The organism is Algoriphagus limi (genome assembly GCF_024919275.1).
Classification (GTDB): Bacteria; Bacteroidota; Bacteroidia; order Cytophagales; family Cyclobacteriaceae; genus Algoriphagus; species Algoriphagus limi.
Map to the genome: position 1 here is coordinate 814100 of NZ_JANWGH010000002.1, position 17852 is coordinate 831951.

The following is a 17852-nucleotide window of genomic DNA, read 5'->3' on the forward strand; positions in this document are numbered from 1 at the left end:
CCAAGAATTAAAATAAAAATTAAAATAGTTAATCTTTTTCAAAATTTTGTATTGAAAAAATCTTTTAAAAGCCCAAAAGAAGTAGGTGGACAGTGTTCGGACAGTGTTCGGACATCTAGCTGACGGGCTATTATTTCAATATTTTAATATTTGCCAAATTTTATTTCAAAATGAGGCAGAATGAGCACTGATAGCAAAATTTGCTCTTTTTCGAATTTACCTCGTGATTTATCCTATTGAAAATAAATCATCTATTTAAAACTAAACCTATGAAGAAAATTTTACTGGGTTTTGTGTTGGTGTTTATGACGGCAATGTCGGTCATGGCACAGAACAGAACCATCACAGGTAGAGTGACGGCACCAGATGAACCAGATGGTTTGATCGGTGTGAATGTCCTTGTTAAGGGTACGACCATTGGGGTCGTGACGGATTTAGATGGAAGGTTCTCTTTGTTAGTACCTGAAGGTGCTACAACGTTGGTCTTCAGCTATATCGGTTACAGAAGTGTAGAGGAATTGATCGGCAACCGCAGTGAAGTAAATGTGGTAATGCAGGAAGATTCCCAAAACTTGGAAGAAGTGATTATTACCGCTTATGGTGGTACAGTGGATAAAGGAAACTTTACCGGTTCTGCTGTAGCATTGAAAGGTGATCAAATCGCTAATCGTCCTATTAATAACGTGGTGAACGCTATCGAAGGTCAAGCGCCGGGTGTAATCACCACTTCTGCTTCAGGTCAGCCAGGTTCTACGCCTGCTGTACGTATCCGTGGTATCGGTTCCGTAAACTCATCTTCTGCTCCTCTTTATGTAGTGGATGGTGTTCCTTATGATGGAGACCTTTCCAACTTGAACCCAGAGGACATTGAAGATATGACCATCTTGAAAGATGCTTCTTCTGCCGCTCTTTACGGTTCTCGTGCTGCTAACGGTGTGGTAATGATTACCACTAAGACTGGTAACAAGAACAAGCCAACTTTCAACTTGAGAATGCAGCAAGGTGTATCTGGTAGAGCGCTTCCAGAATATGACCGTGTAAATGCAGATCAGTATTATCCATTGGTTTGGGAATCGTTGAAAAACTCCCAGCTAGGAAACGGTGCTAGCCCTGCTGATGCAGCTGCTTTTGCTTCCAATAATTTGATCGACATCCTTGGATACAATGTATACAATGTTCCTAATGATCAAATTGTAGGATTGGATGGTACGTTGAACCCAAATGCTGTGAATAATTTCCAAGGCCTTGACTGGTTTGATGAATTGCAGCGTATGGGTGACCGCAAAGAATATAACTTGACCTACTCTGGTGGAGCTGGTAAGACGGACTTCTATACCTCTTTCAACTATTTGAATGAGAAAGGTTTCATCATTCAGTCTGATATCGAGAGATTCACTGGACGTTTGAATGTAAATACGCAAGCTACCGACTGGTTGAAAACTGGTATCAACCTTTCTGCTACTTTGAGTGAAGGAAACAATGCAAGAGATGGTGGAAGTAGCTCGTTTGTGAACCCATTCTTTACTGCTCGATCCATGGGTCCTATCTATCCTGTTTATGCTCAGAATATGCAGACAGGTGGATTTATCTTAGATGAATTCGGAAACAAAATCTTTGACTTGGGTGATTTGGAAGAACTAGGTCTTCCAAGAAGAGGTGCAGGTGCATATCCTGGCCGTCACGTAGTTCAGGAGACTTTGTTGAACATTGATCGATTTGACAGAGACGTGATTTCTTCTCGTGCTTATGTTGAGGCAAAATTCTTGAAGAACTTCACTTTCAGAACCAATATTGCTACAGATATCACATCCCTATTGAATATTGGATATGATAATACTATCGTAGGTGATGGTGCACCAGCAGGTAGAACTCGAAGAGAAAATATTAGAATCAACTCTTTGACTTTCAACCAACTCTTGACCTATACCAATACATTCAATGAGAAGCACTTCGTAGAAGTTTTGGCAGGTCATGAAAACTATGATTACCAAGTAAATCGTCAGTTTATTTCTAAGCAGGATCAAATCCTAGCTGGAAATATCGAGCCTGACAACTTCGTAACTATTAACTCTGCAACAGGTCGTCTAGACAGAGACCGAATTGAGTCTTACCTGTCTCGAGTGAACTACGTATACGATGACAAATATTCCTTCTCTGCTTCTTGGAGAACAGATGGTTCTTCCAGATTCTACCAAGATGTAAGATGGGGTACTTTCTTCTCTGTGGGTGCAGCTTGGTCTATTGATCAGGAAGACTTCTTCAATTCTAACTTCTTCCAGTTGTTGAAATTGAGAGCTTCTTACGGTGAAGTTGGTAACAATTCTGTTGGTGGTTTCTATCCATGGCAGGCACTTTATGACCTTGGCTTCAACAACGCTTCTGAGCCAGGTATTTTGCAAGCTTCCCTTTCTGCGTTGGATTTGCAGTGGGAATCCAACAATACCTATGACCTAGGTTTGGATTTTGCCTTCGGAAACAGATTCTCAGGTACTATCGAATACTTCAACAGGGAGTCAAGCAACTTGCTTTTCGAAGTTCCTTTGTCTTTAACTACTGGTCTTAATAGCCGTTTCCAGAATATCGGAACCATGGCAAACACTGGTATTGAATTCAACATTGGTGGTGATTTGGTTCGTTCTGGCGACTTCCGATGGAATGCCAACTTGAACATGTCTACCTTCAAAAACGAGTTCAAAGAATTGCCTTTCGATGAGCAAATCGTAGGTACTAAGAAATATGTGGTAGGTCGTTCTATCTATGACTTCTGGTTGAGAGACTGGTATGGTGTAGATTCAGAAACTGGTGAAGGTCTATATCGTGCTGCAGAATACGATGAGGATGATACTTCTACTCGTATTGTTGGTCAGGATACATTGACCACTAACTTCCAAAATGCTCGTTTCCACTTCGCAGGTAATGCAATTCCTGACTTCTTCGGAGGTTTGTCCAACACGTTCTCTTACAAAGGATTCTCCTTGAACGTATTGGTGAGCTTTGCAGTAGGTGGTGACATTTATGATGGAATCTATGCAGGCTTGATGGCTGCTGATCCTGACGGTGGAGCTGCACACGTAGATATCTTGAACAGATGGCAGCAGCCTGGTGACATCACTGACGTTCCTAAAATGGACGTGACTGGTGCTGCGCAGACAAACGTTGCTTCTGACAGATGGTTGACGGATGCTTCTTATTTGAACCTAAGGTCTGTAAACCTTTCGTATACCTTCCCTAGAACCCTTTTGGAAAGATGGAAGATGAGAGGTGCAACAGTTTATTTGGCAGGTGAAAACCTAGGATGGTTGTCTTCAAGAAGTGGAATGTACGTTTCTGGTACGTTCAGCGGTACGACTTCCAACACCTTTACGCCGGCAAGAACGTTCACGCTAGGTGTTAATGTCCAATTGTAATCTACCAAAACCATGAAGAAATTATTAAGTAAAATATTCTTGCTCGGAGCAATCCTAAGTTTTGGTTGCGCTGAGGACTATTTGGATACCCTTCCTACGGATGCGGTATCAGAGAATGCGGTCTTTACAACTACGCAAAATGCGATGACTGCATTGAATGGTATTCACAGATCCATGTTTATCCGTTATGACTCTCAAGGTCAGCCTGGTGAAGGGGGTGTGATGATTATGCGAGAAGCATTAGGCGATGATTACGTGATGACAGGTATCGCCAATGGATGGTTTGTTTCCATCTCTAGATGGTTAAACCATATCAATGAAAACAGTGGTGACGTACGTTTTGTGTGGAGATTCTACTACAAGATTATTGGTAATGCGAATATGATCATTGCCAATATCGACAATGCAGAAGGACCACAGACTGAAAAAGATGAGATCAAAGGTCAAGCTTTGGCTTATCGTGCTTGGGCTCACTTCAACTTGGTTCAATTGTTCGCTCAGCGTTACAATGCAGGTGGAGGCAATAGCCAATTGGGTGTGCCAATCGTATTGGAACCAATCACTGAAGGTGGCGCTAGAAACACTGTAGAAGAAGTTTATACTCAAATCAATGCAGATTTGGATGCTGCGATTGCTTTGTTGGACGAAAGCAGAAATGCGAAGTCTCACATCAACATCAATGTTGCTAGAGGTATTAAAGCTCGTGTTGCTTTGACTCAAGGTAACTACGCAGTAGCAGCTGCTCAAGCTAAATTGGCTAGAGAAGGCTATGATTTGATGTCAGAAACTCAGCTATATGAAGGATTCAACAATGTTGACAATCAGGAGTGGATCTGGGGAAGCCGTCAAATTGACGATCAGCAGACCTTCTTTGCATCTTACTTTGCATATGTATCCTTGAACTTCAGTTCAACAAACATACGGGGTAATCCTAAAGCGATAAGCAGCAAGTTGTATGACATGATCTCTGATACAGACTACAGAAAAGGTCTTTGGGATCCAAATGCATCTGATCCTGCTTTGAGAGATCCGTTCATCGATGAGGTGACTTTGAGCTCTTTTGCGAAGCGTGACTACATGAACCGTAAGTTTGTTGCTCAAGGTAATGCTTCTTCAGTAGGTGACGTGCCTTACATGAGAGCTGCTGAGATGTACTTGATCGAAGCTGAAGCTTTGGCAAGATCTGGTAATGATTCTCAGGCTGCTCAAGTATTGTTTGAGTTTGCTTCTCAGCGTGACCCTGAGTACACTTTGACTTCCAACACCGGTGCGGCTTTGATCGAAGAGATCATGATTCAGCGTCGAATCGAGCTTTGGGGTGAAGGTTTCAGATTCTACGATTTGAAGCGTTTGAACTTGCCTTTGGATAGAAACGGTGCTAACCATGTTGCTACCGTGATCAACTCTAAGTTTGATGAGCCTGCAGGTACAAACAACTGGCAGTTCAAAATTCCTATCTCTGAATTGAACGCAAACGAAAATATGGTTCAAAACCCTTCATAAGGTTTAGATTGATTTAAATAGAAAACCCGATGAATTTCATCGGGTTTTTTCATTTAAGACTCATTTCATCCCACTCATTTCCCTTGGTCAAAAGCATGCTTTTGGGACTTCTACTATTTCCCTCATAAATGTGGATGATGTTCTGTTGGGTAGAAAAATCCTCCATAAGGACGGAGTTTTTAACCTTGAATTTTCCGGAAAATTCCACAGGTTCTGATTCCAAATAAAACCAAGCCGCATCTTCTTCAATTTCAAATCCAAGAAGACTCCAATTCACTTCTTTCCCGTCTACCCAAAATTGAATTTTTTGATGGAAATAAGCGGCGATTTGTTCTTCTAGTTTTTCGGGATTTTCAGGATTGAGAAAATCGATTTTTTCATCATGAAAATTGCCTAAGCCAACCTCCAGATCATCCCAAAAGATTTTGGTAGCAATCTCCAATCGCTTGGAGTTGGAGTTTTGTCTGATTTCGGTCAAGGAAATAAAAAATGGGTGGCTTAAAACCATCCATCCTAGTGTCAGTATCGATGTGTAAATCTGTAGCATTTGGAAGATTATGGGTACTATATGTGGGAATAAACCTGTATTATTGCCGCAATTTACTTCAATTGAGGTATTTATTCAGATATGAATTCATTTGAGCTTTATTTCCGCATCGGGATTCAGCATATTCTAGATATTCAGGGTTACGATCATATTCTATTTGTCCTCGCTTTATGCGCCCTATACATACCGCGAGATTGGCGTAAGATTGTGATTTTGGTGACTGCATTTACCATAGGTCACTCGCTGACCCTTGCCTTGGCAACCTTCAAGGTCATTCAGGTTCGAACGGATATCATCGAGTTTTTGATCCCTGTTACTATAGCTATCACCGCTTTTTTAACCATTCTTAAACCAAAGCCTTCTACTGGAAAAAATATCCAGTTAAATTATGTGCTCGCTTTGTTCTTTGGACTGATCCATGGACTTGGATTCTCTAATTATCTGAGAGAATTATTGGGAAAAGAAGCGATCATCTGGAAACCCTTATTGGCATTTAATATTGGACTGGAAGTTGGTCAATTGGTCATTGTGGCCATTTTCTTGACTGTTACAGGAATTTTGGTGGGGATAGCCGGAGTCAATAGACGGGATTGGACTTTAGTCATTGCGTCCAGTGTATTTGGAATTGCATTGACGCTTATGTTAGGAACGAAATTTTGGTAATAAATAAATGATTATGAGAAAAATAGGATTAGCTCTTGTAGTCTTGGTACTTGTTTCAGTGGAAACTTGGGCTCAGGCTCGTAGATCAGAGCAAAACCATGCCGAGCGCTTTGAGCAGCTAGGTACCATGCTCCGCTCACCCAATGTCTATCGTACCGCTTCTGGTGCTCCTGGACATATGTATTGGCAGCAGCAAGCCAACTATGTGATTGATGTGGAATTGAATGATGACAATCAATCCATCAAAGGCTCGGAGACAGTCACCTACATCAACAATTCACCTGATGTCTTGACCTATCTCTGGGTTCAGTTGGAAGAAAATCAGCGGGGTCCTGAATCTGATGCACCTAAAGTTGCTGAAAGCTCCATCAACTCCCGGATGACTTTGAGAACATTAGAGGGCATTCTTTGGGAAAATGAGGAATTCGGATACAAGGTCTTGAACGTAAAGGACACGAATGGAAATCCACTTCCAGTTGCTGTCAACAAAACCATGATGAGAATTGACCTTCCTCAACCTTTGAAGGCTGGAGAAAGCTTCAGTTTCTCTGTGGATTGGTCTTTCAATATCACTGACCGTATGAGTTATATATCCGGTCGACCAGGGTATGAATATTTCCCAGAGGATGGAAACTATCTCTACACCATGGCAGAGTGGTTTCCTCGAATGGCAGTCTATTCAGATTTCGAAGGTTGGCAAAACAAGCAGTTCTTCGGAAGAGGAGAATTTGCTTTGACTTTTGGAAATTATGAAGTGCGAATCACTGTGCCAGCAGACCATATGGTGGGAGCTACCGGTGTACTTCAAAATCCAGAGGAAGTACTTTCTTCTACTGAGTTGGAAAGATGGAATAGAGCTAAGCAGTCCTATGACAATCCGGTAATTATCCGTACCCAAGCGGAAGCTGAGAAATTGGAAAAGGGAAAATCAAAGGAAAAGAAAACCTGGATTTTCAAAGCGGAGAATGTCCGTGATTTTGCCTGGACCTCTTCTCGAAAATTCATCTGGGACGCCATGGCTGTCAAGCAAGGTGGAAAAGATGTGATGGCCATGTCTTACTACGCCAAAGAAGCTAATCCACTTTGGGAGCAGTATTCAACAAGAGTGGTAGCACATACCATCAAATCCTATTCTGCCCATACGTTCGATTACCCATATCCAACCGCTATCTCTGTTGAGGCAAGCAATGGGATGGAATACCCGATGATTTGCTTCAATTATGGACGTCCTGATAAAGACGGAACTTACTCCGAAGCGGTTAAATACGGAATGATTTCGGTGATTATCCACGAGGTGGGTCACAACTTCTTCCCGATGATTGTCAACTCTGACGAGCGACAGTGGACTTGGATGGATGAAGGCTTGAACACTTTTATGCAATTTATGGCTGAGCAGGAATGGGATAGAAATTATCCTTCCCGCCGAGGTCCTGCTCATAAGATTGTGCCTTACATGAGAAGCGAGAAGCATCTATTGGAGCCAATCATGACCAATTCAGAAAATATCATTCAGTTTGGACCGAATGCCTATGCAAAGCCTGCAACAGCTTTGAATATCCTTAGAGAAACTGTCATGGGTCGAGAACTTTTTGACTTTGCTTTCAAAGAGTACGCAAGACGATGGATGTTTAAGCATCCAACTCCTGAAGATTTGTTCCGAACCTTGGAAGATGCTTCTGCAGTTGATTTGGATTGGTTCTGGAGAGGATGGTTCTTCGGTACTGAGCCTGTGGATATTGCGATTCAGGATGTGAAATGGTTCAAATTGGATAATCGGACTCCTGCCGAGAAGAAGGCTGCTGAAAAGGCTGAATTCGAGCGTGAAGAAAGCTACATCTCGAAGGAATTCAACCGAAACGATGTTCCTCAGACCGTGGTAGAAGCAAATCCAGCTACTCGTGATTTTTACAATAGCTACGATCGATTTGAAATTATGCCTGAGGATGAGGAGGAATACAAGCGATTTATGGCAAGCCTTTCTCCGAAAGAGAAGGAGTTGTTGAATTCAGACATGAACTTCTATGAGCTTACCTTCGAAAATGTGGGTGGCTTGGTGATGCCGTTGATTATCGAATTCCAATATGCCGATGGCACTTCGGAGATCGAGCGGATTCCTGCTGAAATATGGAAACTGAATGAAACCGAAGTGACCAAGGTATTTGCTAAGAAAAAAGAGGTGGTTCAGTTTGTGCTTGATCCGTATCGGGAAACTGCCGATATCGACGAAAGCAGCAATTATTGGCCTAGACAATATCAGCCATCTCGTTTTGAGTTATTTAAGGGTAGAGGTGGAGCTAGGGGAGCTTCTTTCGGTGACAATCCGATGAAGCGAGCTCAAAGCAAGAAAAAATAATTTTAATTTGTGAGTGAGATCCGCCTAAGGCGGACAGGCTACTCACAACGGTTAAGATGTTTGTTGGAGCCCTTCAAGGAATTCAATTTCCTTGGAGGGTTTCTTTTTTAATTATCCTTTCAAAAACCCTCACCCCCGTCTCAATCAATTCATCCGGGAAATCATAGGTCGGTTCATGCAGTTGGGGGCAGTTTTCCCCTGCACCCAAACCAAATAGGTAAGAGGGACAGCTTTGACTAAATAGTCCAAAATCCTCTGACCAGCGAAAAGGTTCGGCATTTTCAATTACGTCTAAACCTAAATCCTCAAAAGCTAGTTCTGCCAGGTTTGCGGCATGAGGGTCATTTTTGGAAACGGCAAAACTTTCTAGAAATTCGATTTCTAATTCAAGCTTATCTGCAGCAGCAAGCTCTTGGGCCTTTTCTTCTACTTTTTGAATCAGCAGTTCCAGGTTTCCTTGATCAAAAGCCCGAAGGGTCAAACTCACACTGCCTTGACCTGCACTGGTGCCAAAAGCCAAACTCCCGATCTGAATATGGATGACGGTAGCCAAACAAAATCCTGAAATGTTTTTTCGTATTTCAGGCAATGTCAAAATCAATTTGGAAATGGCTTCTGAGGGATTACGCCCGTCTTCAGGATGAGCGGCATGGGAGGTTTTTCCTGAGAAATGAATGGTCATTCCTGTGCTTCCTGCGGCAAAGGTTCCTTTTCGGGTAATGATCTGATGCAAGGGAAATCCAGGTAGATTGTGCAGTGCAAAAGCAAAATCCGGTCGGATTTCCTCAAATCGTGGATCTTCCAATACGCGTTTGGCTCCCTCACCGGTCTCTTCGGTGGGTTGGAAAAGCAAGACCACTTCCCCGGATTCGGGGCGGTTTTGGGATAGTTTTTCTCCCAAGCCACAGATAATAGCCATGTGTCCATCGTGACCGCAGAGGTGAGCCTTTCCAGAGACAGTGCTTTGGTAGCTAGGATTGCCTTTTTCCTGTATGGGTAAGGCGTCCAGTTCACATCGGAAAAGCAGGCGTTTACCGGGTTTTTTTCCTTTGAAAATGAAAGCTAGGCCTGTTCCACCCAATTCTTCTATTGTCTCATCTGGCTTTAAAGGCTTGAAAAAATCCAGAATTCGCTGGGCGGTTTGACGCTCTTCTCCTGCGATTTCCGGATGTTGGTGGAGTGTATGTCGAAGTTGGGTCAGCGAGTTCATGGAGGAAAGGTGGGGCTTATCGAATTTCTTTGCAAGCCTAGGAAAATATAAATCTCAAATTCTTCAAATATTGATATTATATGAAGTATTTGGTAGATTTAATGATCAATTTTAGATTAAATTATGGCAAAGACGGAATCTTTAAACATAGCTTTGACTGACGAAATGAAGAAGTTTATAGACAGTCAATCTGGTAAAGGTACTTTGTATGCCACCCCCAGTGAGTATGTGAGGGACCTTATCCGTCATGAGCGTGATCGTCTGGAAGCGTCATCTTTGCGTTCAGCAATTATCGAAGGATATCAGGACGTCATCCATGGACGAACCAGGGAGTTCTCGGGGGATCTATTGGCTGATATGAAGGCGCATCAGAATGACCTTGAAAAGTGAAAAAGCTACTTCTTACTTCAAGAGCACTGTTTGATCTTCAGGAAATCTATGAGTATTCCATTTCTGAATGGGGTGAATCCATAGCCTTAAAGTATTTGCTTGGTATAGAAGACTGTTTAAATCTGTTGAAAGAAAATGAGGGTCTTCTGAAGGTAAATAAAACCATATCATCAAGATTTGTGGTATATCCTGTTCAAAAACACTTTTTAGTCTGTGATATAATTGGAGATGCGATTTGTGTACTTACTATAAGGCATACTTCCATAAATTTATTAGAACGATTGAAAAAATTAGAGCCTACCTTGGACGAAGAGGCTAAAGCAATTTACAAAAAATCAATGAAGTAGGTCTTTCCTTTGCCCCTCCAACCTTTGCGGGAAATGAAACCACTTCCATTAAATTTTTTATCCACCTGATTTTCAATTGGAATCATTTTTGTCTCAGTTTTTTTATTAGCAATCGAGAACTTACGTTTCATTATTGCTATTTTAACCAATCAATCAACCTTTAACCACAACTTTTATGAGCGAATTACAACTCAAAGAACTCGAAGCACAGATTGCCGAATTGAAAGGCAAATTGACAGGAGACATGTTTCAGGACATGGAAATTCGGGATCAGATCCACAATCTCGAGATGAAACTGAAGGGTGTCAAGCCCATGGATTCCAGTATTGATTGTATCGGTTGCGGTAGTTAATCCATCACCTTGGCGCGATATTTCATTATTTACAAGCCCTTTGGGGTTTTGAGCCAATTTAGCGGAGAGGGGCAGACACTGGCCTCTCTTTTTCATTTCCCCAAAACAGTCTATCCAGTCGGTCGTCTCGATAAGGACAGCGAGGGACTGCTTATTATCACCGATGACAAGCAGCTCAATCACCAACTGCTGAATCCACGATTTGCCCATCAGCGGACTTACCTGGCGCAGGTGGAGGGGATTCCCGACCAAGAGGCCATGCGCCAGTTGGAAAATGGCGTGACGATCAATGTGGACGGAAAACAGTATGCAACCAAGCCTGCCATCGCTAAAATTCCCGAAGAAATCCCATCCCTGCCAGATCGGAATCCTCCTATCCGCTATCGCAAAAACGTGCCCGATACTTGGATAGCCTTGACCTTGATCGAGGGAAAAAACCGACAAGTACGCAAGATGACTGCAGCAGTAGGCTTTCCTACCTTGAGATTAGTTCGCTGGTCAGTGGAGAAGTTGACGATTGAGGGCTTTCAGGTGGGTGAAGTCCGGGAAATGGGTAAGGAAGAAATATACAAAGCCCTAGGCTTGACTGGTTTTCGTAGGAGCTAAGTTTTGATTTATGCTTACTACGACGCAGCGGTGCCAGGATTTTTTCTTTTAGAAAAGGGGGAAGATGCGAAGGTTTTTTAAGTTGTTCGGTTTTCAGTCGTCACCCCTGTCATTTGGTTGCCTTTAGAGCTAGACTGATTGTATTGATAGGGGAGTTGAAACATAATTAAATAACAAAAACTAAAACTTAAATCACATTTTTTAAAAAAGTCTTTAAAAAATTAGATTTTCTTACTAGGTTAGTAGTGATGATTTAAAAAATGGTTGTATTAAAGACTCTTTTTCCTTTGAACACACACACACACACACACATTCCAAATCTTTAGGTTTCATTTTTGACCCGATACTCAGGGAGTTGAAACTTGCTTCTTATTCGAAGCGGTTATTTCGCAACACCTTATTTTTACTATTGATTGCCTTCATATTTTCTTCTTGTGTGGAGGATACCTCCCTAAATAATGCTCAGACAAAACTACAACAGAACCATGTTAAAAGAACCTTTACATCCATTCAAAAGGATAAATTTTTAAAAACCTTTCGGGAAGAGTCAAACCCCTCATCCTTTGGTTTCCGAATAGCTGAAGGCGATAATCAATATTTCGATAAGGCCAATTGGAGTAAAGCTTTTCGTCATGAGGACTTAGTAAAGGGTGAGGTCACTTATACTATTCCATTGATCACCGAGGATGTAGAGGCATTTACCAATTTGATTGTAGTTAAGAAAAGCAGTGAGACTAATTCTTACTTGATCAAGTACCTCCCGGAAAAAGAATGGATGGAGACGAAGGAACGAAGACAAGGCTTTGGGAATTTTTCAGGGACGATTCAATTACTTAGACTGGACGGGGAAGTTTTCAGTGAATCCCAGTATCTTCACGGGGTAGCCATTCAAACAGAAAATACCAACAGTAGGATAAGTGGGTGTACTACCGAAATTGTTGTCACTGGATTTACAACAGCTTGTGTAAATGGAGACTGTATTATTTCAGAGGTAAGGTATGCAGAGGTAGAAACCTGTGAAAGCAATCCGGGAGGGGATCTTCCTCCAGGCTCCGGCGGATCTGGCGGTGGGAGTTCGGCTGGGGGCTCAACGGGGTCTGATGATCTGGGCAGCCCCGGAATGTTGGATCCTGAGGATATTGCCTACTGGCTGAGGCCTTTGAACCCTCAGGATGACCTAAACAATCCCTACGATGGAATGCAGGCTGTGAGTACAGACGGTACGATCTATACTTATGACGCTCAGGTAGATGCTTGGCTGATGCCGGAGGTAGTGGTCATGGAGGAGCAGGGTTTTATCGCCAATTTTTTTGGCAATCCGGATTTTGATGGGGGAGTGGTGACAGCGATGACTTTTACGCTGACTACAACAGTCAAAAGGTCTCCCATCGGTCAGGTGATCATTGGGACTATTGCCTTTAATCTTTGGCTCTATAGTATGTATGAGGTGATGACTCGGGAGCGGGATGAATCAAGGTCTTTGGAAATTTGTATTCAGAAGTTCGTAGAATGTGATGCACAAAGGAAGTATTACCCACAGTTGGATTGTTCTTTTTGTCTTGAAAATTGCAGGGCTCAAGGAATATGGCCAAATGATAGGTGCCCATTGTAGAAATAGAGTTAATTAAAAATTGATAAGATCATGTTGGGATTTAAAATAGTAGGTTGCGGTTTGGACCTTGAGGTAGGTGCAGATAAGATTTTTTTAATTTTTGGCCTGTTGAAAAGTTCTGATCGGGAAGAGATTAGTTTAGATATTCGAGGCTCAAACAATTACTCAGAACAGCGTATAAATTGGGGTTCATGGAAATTGGAAACTGAAGATGAGTTTCGAATAACGGTTATCGAAGTGAAAGAAGTTTCAAATCCTGTGGAGAGCAAAACTGAAAAGGATTCCGAAGACCAGATAAAGAAAGAAATCGAAACCTTCCTTTCTCTTAAGAAAGAATTAGAAACCGCTGATCTACTATGAGTAACACCAGATTAGGCTTTGAATTTATTGACAACGAAAGCTACATTATTGCTGGCTTCCACAAGGTTTCCTTGAGTATTATTTTCACAAAGGATGAGGAAGGAATTGAAAGTGAACTAAACGTGAGTATAACAGGTCTAAATCTTGAGTCAGATGAATCCGTAGAATGGTTGAATAAAAATATCAAGATTGGGGATGAGTTTATCATCAAAGTAAAAGAAACTGATAGCATCAGTCCTTACAGAGTCAAAGAGAAACCGCTCCCCTACGCAGAAGTATTGGCAAAAATGAGCGAGGAAGAAATTTTGGCTATGAAATTTAAGCAGTTTAAATATTTGGAGAAAAAGCTTAAGAGCAAAGGATTGATCTAGCAGTTTCTCTTATCCTGCTTTCTAAGAAGCAGAATAACAAAAAGATGTTGGAATAAATGAACACTATCGCCTATTATTTGAGCAATGTGTTGATGATTATGCATATAAAAATCTTCCTTGTTCTACTTGCCTCCAATATTGTAATACACAAGGATACTGGGATTTCGATAATTGTGCACTTAACCATAACAAATAAGACATGATAGGATTTGAATTAAAAAATATTGACAAAAAAAATTTTAGTAGGCGTGGAAGAAGGGAATACCACAATAATTTTTTCAAGGGTAAAAAATCAAAATAGGGACGAAATTCACCTGCATATTGGAGGTACGGACAAGGCCAAATCTAGAAGCATAACTTGGATATCCGAAGATCTTAGTATAGATGATCAATTTGTTATTAAGGATTCAGACTTTTCAAGTCCCACTCCACCAATTAAGTAAAATGATATTAAACTTACTGATTTAGTAATCGAAGGTAAATTACGAGCCTATTTTGGTCTAAAGAAAGAGTTAGAAGAAGCAGGTCTTATTGAAAAAAATTGCTCTGCTGGTCGTAGTCAAATTATGGTTTGGACTGGGTAGAAATTTGCCCACCCTACAAGCCTGCACAAGGCTAAAATCATTCTCCGAATGATTTCTTTACGCCTTGTCCTATCCTAATATCCTTGCCAATTTTTAATTGGGTTTTTCATTGATCTTATTTCCTTTTCATCTACCAATTTTTTTAAATCTTTTAACCCAACCCCTCCAAATAACTCACCAAATCCACCAATTCCTGTTCGGTCAGCGGGAAGGTGAGCATCAGGGATTCGGAGAGTTGGGTGATTGAGGCGATGTCGGCAAGTTTGTAGAGGGTTTGCTCGCTGCTGCCGACCAGTTTTACGATCAGGTCGTTTTCGGTTTTGGAGTTGACGATACAGCGGATTTCCTTGCCGTTTTTGAATTTGACGAGTTGGGTTTCGTAGCCGAATCCTCCCTCCTCTCGGCAAAGTTTCTTCTTTTTACCTTTGAAGTTCAATTAGGTGCAGGGTGGGGTAAAATCCGCTCAGTTCCAGATTTAAATAAGCCATGGGGAGCTCGGGAAAGGGTAGGGAAAAACCAATTGCAAATTGGTTAGAAATTAGGGTCGAATTGCAAATTCGCCCCAGCCCAAACTGAACTTCAGAGATACTGAGTATAATCTACGCTCAGATGGGGGATTAAAGCTCGCCACGACCCAGCGGTGACAGCCGCAGTGGGTTTTCCTACCTTGCGGTTGGTTCGCTGGTCGGTGGAGAAATTGACCATCGAAGGCTTTCAGGTGGGTGAAGTTCGGGAAATTGAAAAAGAGGAGATTTATCGGGCTTTGGGATTGAGTGGATTTCGGAGGAAATAAAAAGTAGACAAGTTCGCTACTAAGAAGTCACCCGACGATTTTTTCTCCCGCAAAGAAGGAAGAGACAAAGGGATTTTTTATCCTGATTTTAGAAAAGCAGGAAAAGTCTTGATAAAACCCTCCAAGGGATTGGTCTTATCCTAGTTTTAGAAAACAGAAAATTCTTTAAAAACCTTCGGAGGATTATCCTTTCAATCCCAAAAAACCCTTTGCGCCGTAGCGTCTTTGCGAGAGGTATTCCCTCTTAAAAATTCCTAAAAATCCCTTTACCCCGCTGAGAATACCGCTCCAAAGAATTAAGATTGCGCTTGGGACAAATTGTTCTATTTTTATAAGTTTCAAAGAAAATAGCTAGGCAAATGTATCAGGATAAAATCCAAGCTGTCATAGAGGAAGTTCGCAAAGTAGTTGTCGGACAGGATAAAATGGTGAATAGGCTTTTGATTGGACTCTTTACCAACGGTCATATTTTGTTAGAAGGGGTGCCCGGACTGGCCAAGACCTTGACTGTAAATACCTTGGCGAAGGTATTGCATTTGGATTTCAACCGGATTCAGTTTACCCCGGACCTATTACCTTCCGATCTGATTGGGACCATGATTTACAATCAGCAGACGGGTGATTTTGAAGTTAAAAAGGGACCTATCTTCGCTAATTTGATTTTGGCAGATGAGGTCAACAGATCTCCTGCAAAAGTACAATCGGCGCTTTTGGAAGCTATGCAGGAAAAGCAAGTCACTATCGGAGAGACTACCTTCCAGTTGGACAGACCTTTCTTAGTATTGGCTACGCAAAACCCGGTAGATCAAGAAGGTACTTATCCGTTGCCTGAGGCACAGGTCGATCGATTTATGATGAAAGTTCATATCGACTATCCGAGCAAATCCGATGAAATGGAAGTTATGCGTCGGATGGCTAATATGTCATTTACTTCTGAGGTGAATGCCGTGCTTTCCAAGCAGGATATCTTTGATATTCGAAATGAGATCAATGGGATCAAAATCGCTGAACCGCTGGAGCAATACATTATTGAGCTAGTTTTCGCAACTCGCTTCCCTGAGCAATATGGTTTGAAGAATGAGGCGAAGTATATTCAGTTTGGAGTTTCCCCTCGAGCTAGTATCAATTTGAACCTTGCTTCCAAGGCCGTAGCTTATTTTGACGGTAGAGATTATGTGCTTCCTGAGGATATTAAAGAAGTAGCTGAGGATGTGCTTAATCACCGAATAATCCTAAATTATGAAGCGGAAGCTGATGGAATCAATACGCGAGACCTGGTAAAGATTCTGCTCGAAAAGGTGCCGATTAACAAGTCGGTAACATTGAAATAACACAATAACCCCCGAAATAGAGGCTTTCTGAGAGGAAAGCCTTTTTTTATGCTTTTCCTGTTAATCCAATATTAAATTCTGTATTCATTTTTAAAAAAAGCATAATTCAAAAAATTCTCTTGTGATCTCAAATTGAGACACTTTTGTATCGTCGAAACTGAAAAAAACTAGAAAACGACGATAATCATGAAAAAAACAACCCTATTAACCAACCTTTTACTTGGGTCGCTCTTTATTTTTTATTCCTGTATTGAAGGAAACGAGAAGCCAATTATTGATCCAGGAAATAATGGTTCTGGAAATGTATTGGTAGTTGATTCTAATATCACTTCCAGTACTACATGGGAAACCGGAAAGACATATGTTCTTTCAGGAAGAATTTCCGTGACAGCTGGTAACACCTTGACTATTCAAGAAGGTGTTGTTGTAAAAGGAGAAGTAGGAACTGGATCAAATGCTTCGGCTTTGATCATCGCTCGTGGTGCTAAAATCAATGCATTGGGAACGGCAAGTAGCCCGATTATTTTCACCACTGTCGCAGACGAAATTGAACCAGGACAAATTGTTTCTCCTAACCTTGATCCAGATTTGTCTGGTTTGTGGGGAGGCCTTTTGATTTTGGGTTATGCTAGAGGATCTTTTGCTGGAGATATTTCAGAAGTTCAAATCGAAGGTATTCCACCATCAGACACCAATGGTCTTTACGGTGGAGACAATGATGCGGACAACTCCGGGGTATTAAGATATGTGTCTATCCGTCACGGTGGTGCAAACATCGGTGAAGGAAACGAGATCAACGGATTGACACTTGGCGGAGTGGGATCCGGAACAGTAATCGAAAATGTAGAAATCATCGGAAATCAAGATGATGGTATCGAGTGGTTCGGAGGAACAGTTTCCGTGAAAAACGCCATCGTTTGGAATGCTGGAGACGATGCTTTGGATACTGACCAAGCCTGGGCTGGAACGCTAGACAATTTCGTAGTAATCACTGGTGGAGAGACAGATCACGCTTTGGAAATTGATGGACCGGAAGGTTCTTACAATGTCGCTCATACACTAAAGAACGGAACTATCAAAGGAAACGACGTTGCTGAATTCGGTGATTTCCGTGACGGCGCAAGAGGAAGTTTTGAGAACATTTATTTCTACAATTTCTCTAGCCCTGATGATACAAATGGAAGAGGAGATCTTTCTCTTTCAGGAGATAAGACTATCGCAAATTTTGCTGATGGTGTATTGACCTTCTCAAATCTTCAAGTAACCCTAGCTCAGGGAGTGACCTTAAGCCAAGTATTTAAAGGTGGAACAGATGCATTTGCTACTTCTGTGGACCTAGGTGCAAATACTGTTGGAGCTGACTTGGATGCTTTCCAAGGTTGGTCTTGGGCAAGTGAAGCAGGTATTCTAACAATTCAATAAG

Annotated in this window: 17 protein-coding genes; 14 read left to right on the forward strand and 3 right to left on the reverse strand. The window is 41.7% G+C overall.

The features are described 5' to 3' along the window. Positions 1-269 precede the first annotated feature (269 nt). Entirely contained in the window at positions 270-3407 is a 3138-nt protein-coding gene (locus tag NY014_RS11960) for a SusC/RagA family TonB-linked outer membrane protein (protein ID WP_259414814.1), read from the forward strand. A 12-nt stretch (positions 3408-3419) separates the two neighbouring features. Then, positions 3420-4910, forward strand: coding sequence for a RagB/SusD family nutrient uptake outer membrane protein (locus NY014_RS11965; protein ID WP_259414815.1), 1491 nt, complete (start codon positions 3420-3422; stop codon positions 4908-4910). Between the two features lie 49 nt (positions 4911-4959). Here NY014_RS11965 and NY014_RS11970 read toward each other — a convergent pair whose 3' ends face one another. Beyond that, a complete protein-coding gene (locus NY014_RS11970; protein ID WP_259414816.1) occupies positions 4960-5457 on the reverse strand; it encodes a DUF6702 family protein in 498 nt (165 codons plus the stop codon). Between the two features lie 81 nt (positions 5458-5538). Here NY014_RS11970 and NY014_RS11975 point away from each other — a divergent pair, with 81 nt between their 5' ends. Further along, complete coding sequence (locus NY014_RS11975) at positions 5539-6120, forward strand: HupE/UreJ family protein (protein WP_259414817.1); 582 nt, start codon at positions 5539-5541, stop codon at positions 6118-6120. A 7-nt stretch (positions 6121-6127) separates the two neighbouring features. Beyond that, a complete protein-coding gene (locus tag NY014_RS11980; protein WP_435520634.1) occupies positions 6128-8473 on the forward strand; it encodes a M1 family metallopeptidase in 2346 nt (781 codons plus the stop codon). Positions 8474-8555: 82 nt separating this feature from the next. Here the strand turns inward: NY014_RS11980 and NY014_RS11985 are convergent, their stop codons facing one another. Next, complete coding sequence (locus tag NY014_RS11985; RefSeq protein ID WP_259414819.1) at positions 8556-9683, reverse strand: amidohydrolase; 1128 nt, start codon at positions 9681-9683, stop codon at positions 8556-8558. 123 nt (positions 9684-9806) lie between these two features. On the opposite strand from NY014_RS11985, the gene NY014_RS11990 reads away from it, so the two are divergent. From NY014_RS11990 to NY014_RS12020, 7 genes are all read left to right on the forward strand, one after another. Further along, positions 9807-10073, forward strand: a complete 267-nt coding sequence (locus tag NY014_RS11990; RefSeq protein WP_259414820.1) for a ribbon-helix-helix domain-containing protein — start codon at positions 9807-9809, stop codon at positions 10071-10073. Next, on the forward strand, positions 10070-10420 hold the full coding sequence (locus NY014_RS11995; protein WP_259414821.1) for a type II toxin-antitoxin system RelE/ParE family toxin: 351 nt from the start codon (positions 10070-10072) through the stop codon (positions 10418-10420). Before NY014_RS11990 ends, NY014_RS11995 begins: the two co-directional genes overlap by 4 nt. A 175-nt stretch (positions 10421-10595) precedes the next feature. Further along, positions 10596-10772, forward strand: coding sequence for a hypothetical protein (locus NY014_RS12000; protein WP_259414822.1), 177 nt, complete (start codon positions 10596-10598; stop codon positions 10770-10772). A 9-nt stretch (positions 10773-10781) separates the two neighbouring features. Further along, the gene (locus NY014_RS12005; protein ID WP_290427039.1) at positions 10782-11378 is read left to right on the forward strand and encodes a pseudouridine synthase; all 597 of its coding nucleotides are present in this window, start codon (positions 10782-10784) and stop codon (positions 11376-11378) included. Positions 11379-11814: 436 nt separating this feature from the next. Continuing rightward, positions 11815-12990, forward strand: a complete 1176-nt coding sequence (locus tag NY014_RS12010) for a hypothetical protein (RefSeq protein ID WP_259414823.1) — start codon at positions 11815-11817, stop codon at positions 12988-12990. 30 nt (positions 12991-13020) lie between these two features. Further along, positions 13021-13350, forward strand: coding sequence for a hypothetical protein (locus NY014_RS12015; RefSeq protein ID WP_259414824.1), 330 nt, complete (start codon positions 13021-13023; stop codon positions 13348-13350). Next, positions 13347-13721 carry a hypothetical protein gene (locus NY014_RS12020; protein ID WP_259414825.1) on the forward strand — a complete coding sequence of 125 codons (375 nt, stop codon included), beginning with the start codon at positions 13347-13349 and terminating at the stop codon, positions 13719-13721. Before NY014_RS12015 ends, NY014_RS12020 begins: the two co-directional genes overlap by 4 nt. A 735-nt stretch (positions 13722-14456) precedes the next feature. Here NY014_RS12020 and NY014_RS12025 read toward each other — a convergent pair. Then, positions 14457-14741, reverse strand: coding sequence for a hypothetical protein (locus NY014_RS12025; RefSeq protein ID WP_259414826.1), 285 nt, complete (start codon positions 14739-14741; stop codon positions 14457-14459). A gap of 204 nt (positions 14742-14945) precedes the next feature. Between NY014_RS12025 and NY014_RS12030 the strand changes: the two genes are divergently transcribed. The 3 genes from NY014_RS12030 to NY014_RS12040 all read left to right on the forward strand — a co-directional run bounded on the left by NY014_RS12030 (position 14946) and on the right by NY014_RS12040 (position 17851). Then, the gene (locus tag NY014_RS12030) at positions 14946-15098 is read left to right on the forward strand and encodes a hypothetical protein (RefSeq protein ID WP_394345395.1); all 153 of its coding nucleotides are present in this window, start codon (positions 14946-14948) and stop codon (positions 15096-15098) included. Positions 15099-15457: 359 nt separating this feature from the next. Next, positions 15458-16429 carry an AAA family ATPase gene (locus tag NY014_RS12035; RefSeq protein ID WP_135071693.1) on the forward strand — a complete coding sequence of 324 codons (972 nt, stop codon included), beginning with the start codon at positions 15458-15460 and terminating at the stop codon, positions 16427-16429. 186 nt (positions 16430-16615) lie between these two features. Next, positions 16616-17851 carry a beta-helix domain-containing protein gene (locus NY014_RS12040; protein ID WP_259414827.1) on the forward strand — a complete coding sequence of 412 codons (1236 nt, stop codon included), beginning with the start codon at positions 16616-16618 and terminating at the stop codon, positions 17849-17851. Position 17852 lies beyond the last annotated feature (1 nt).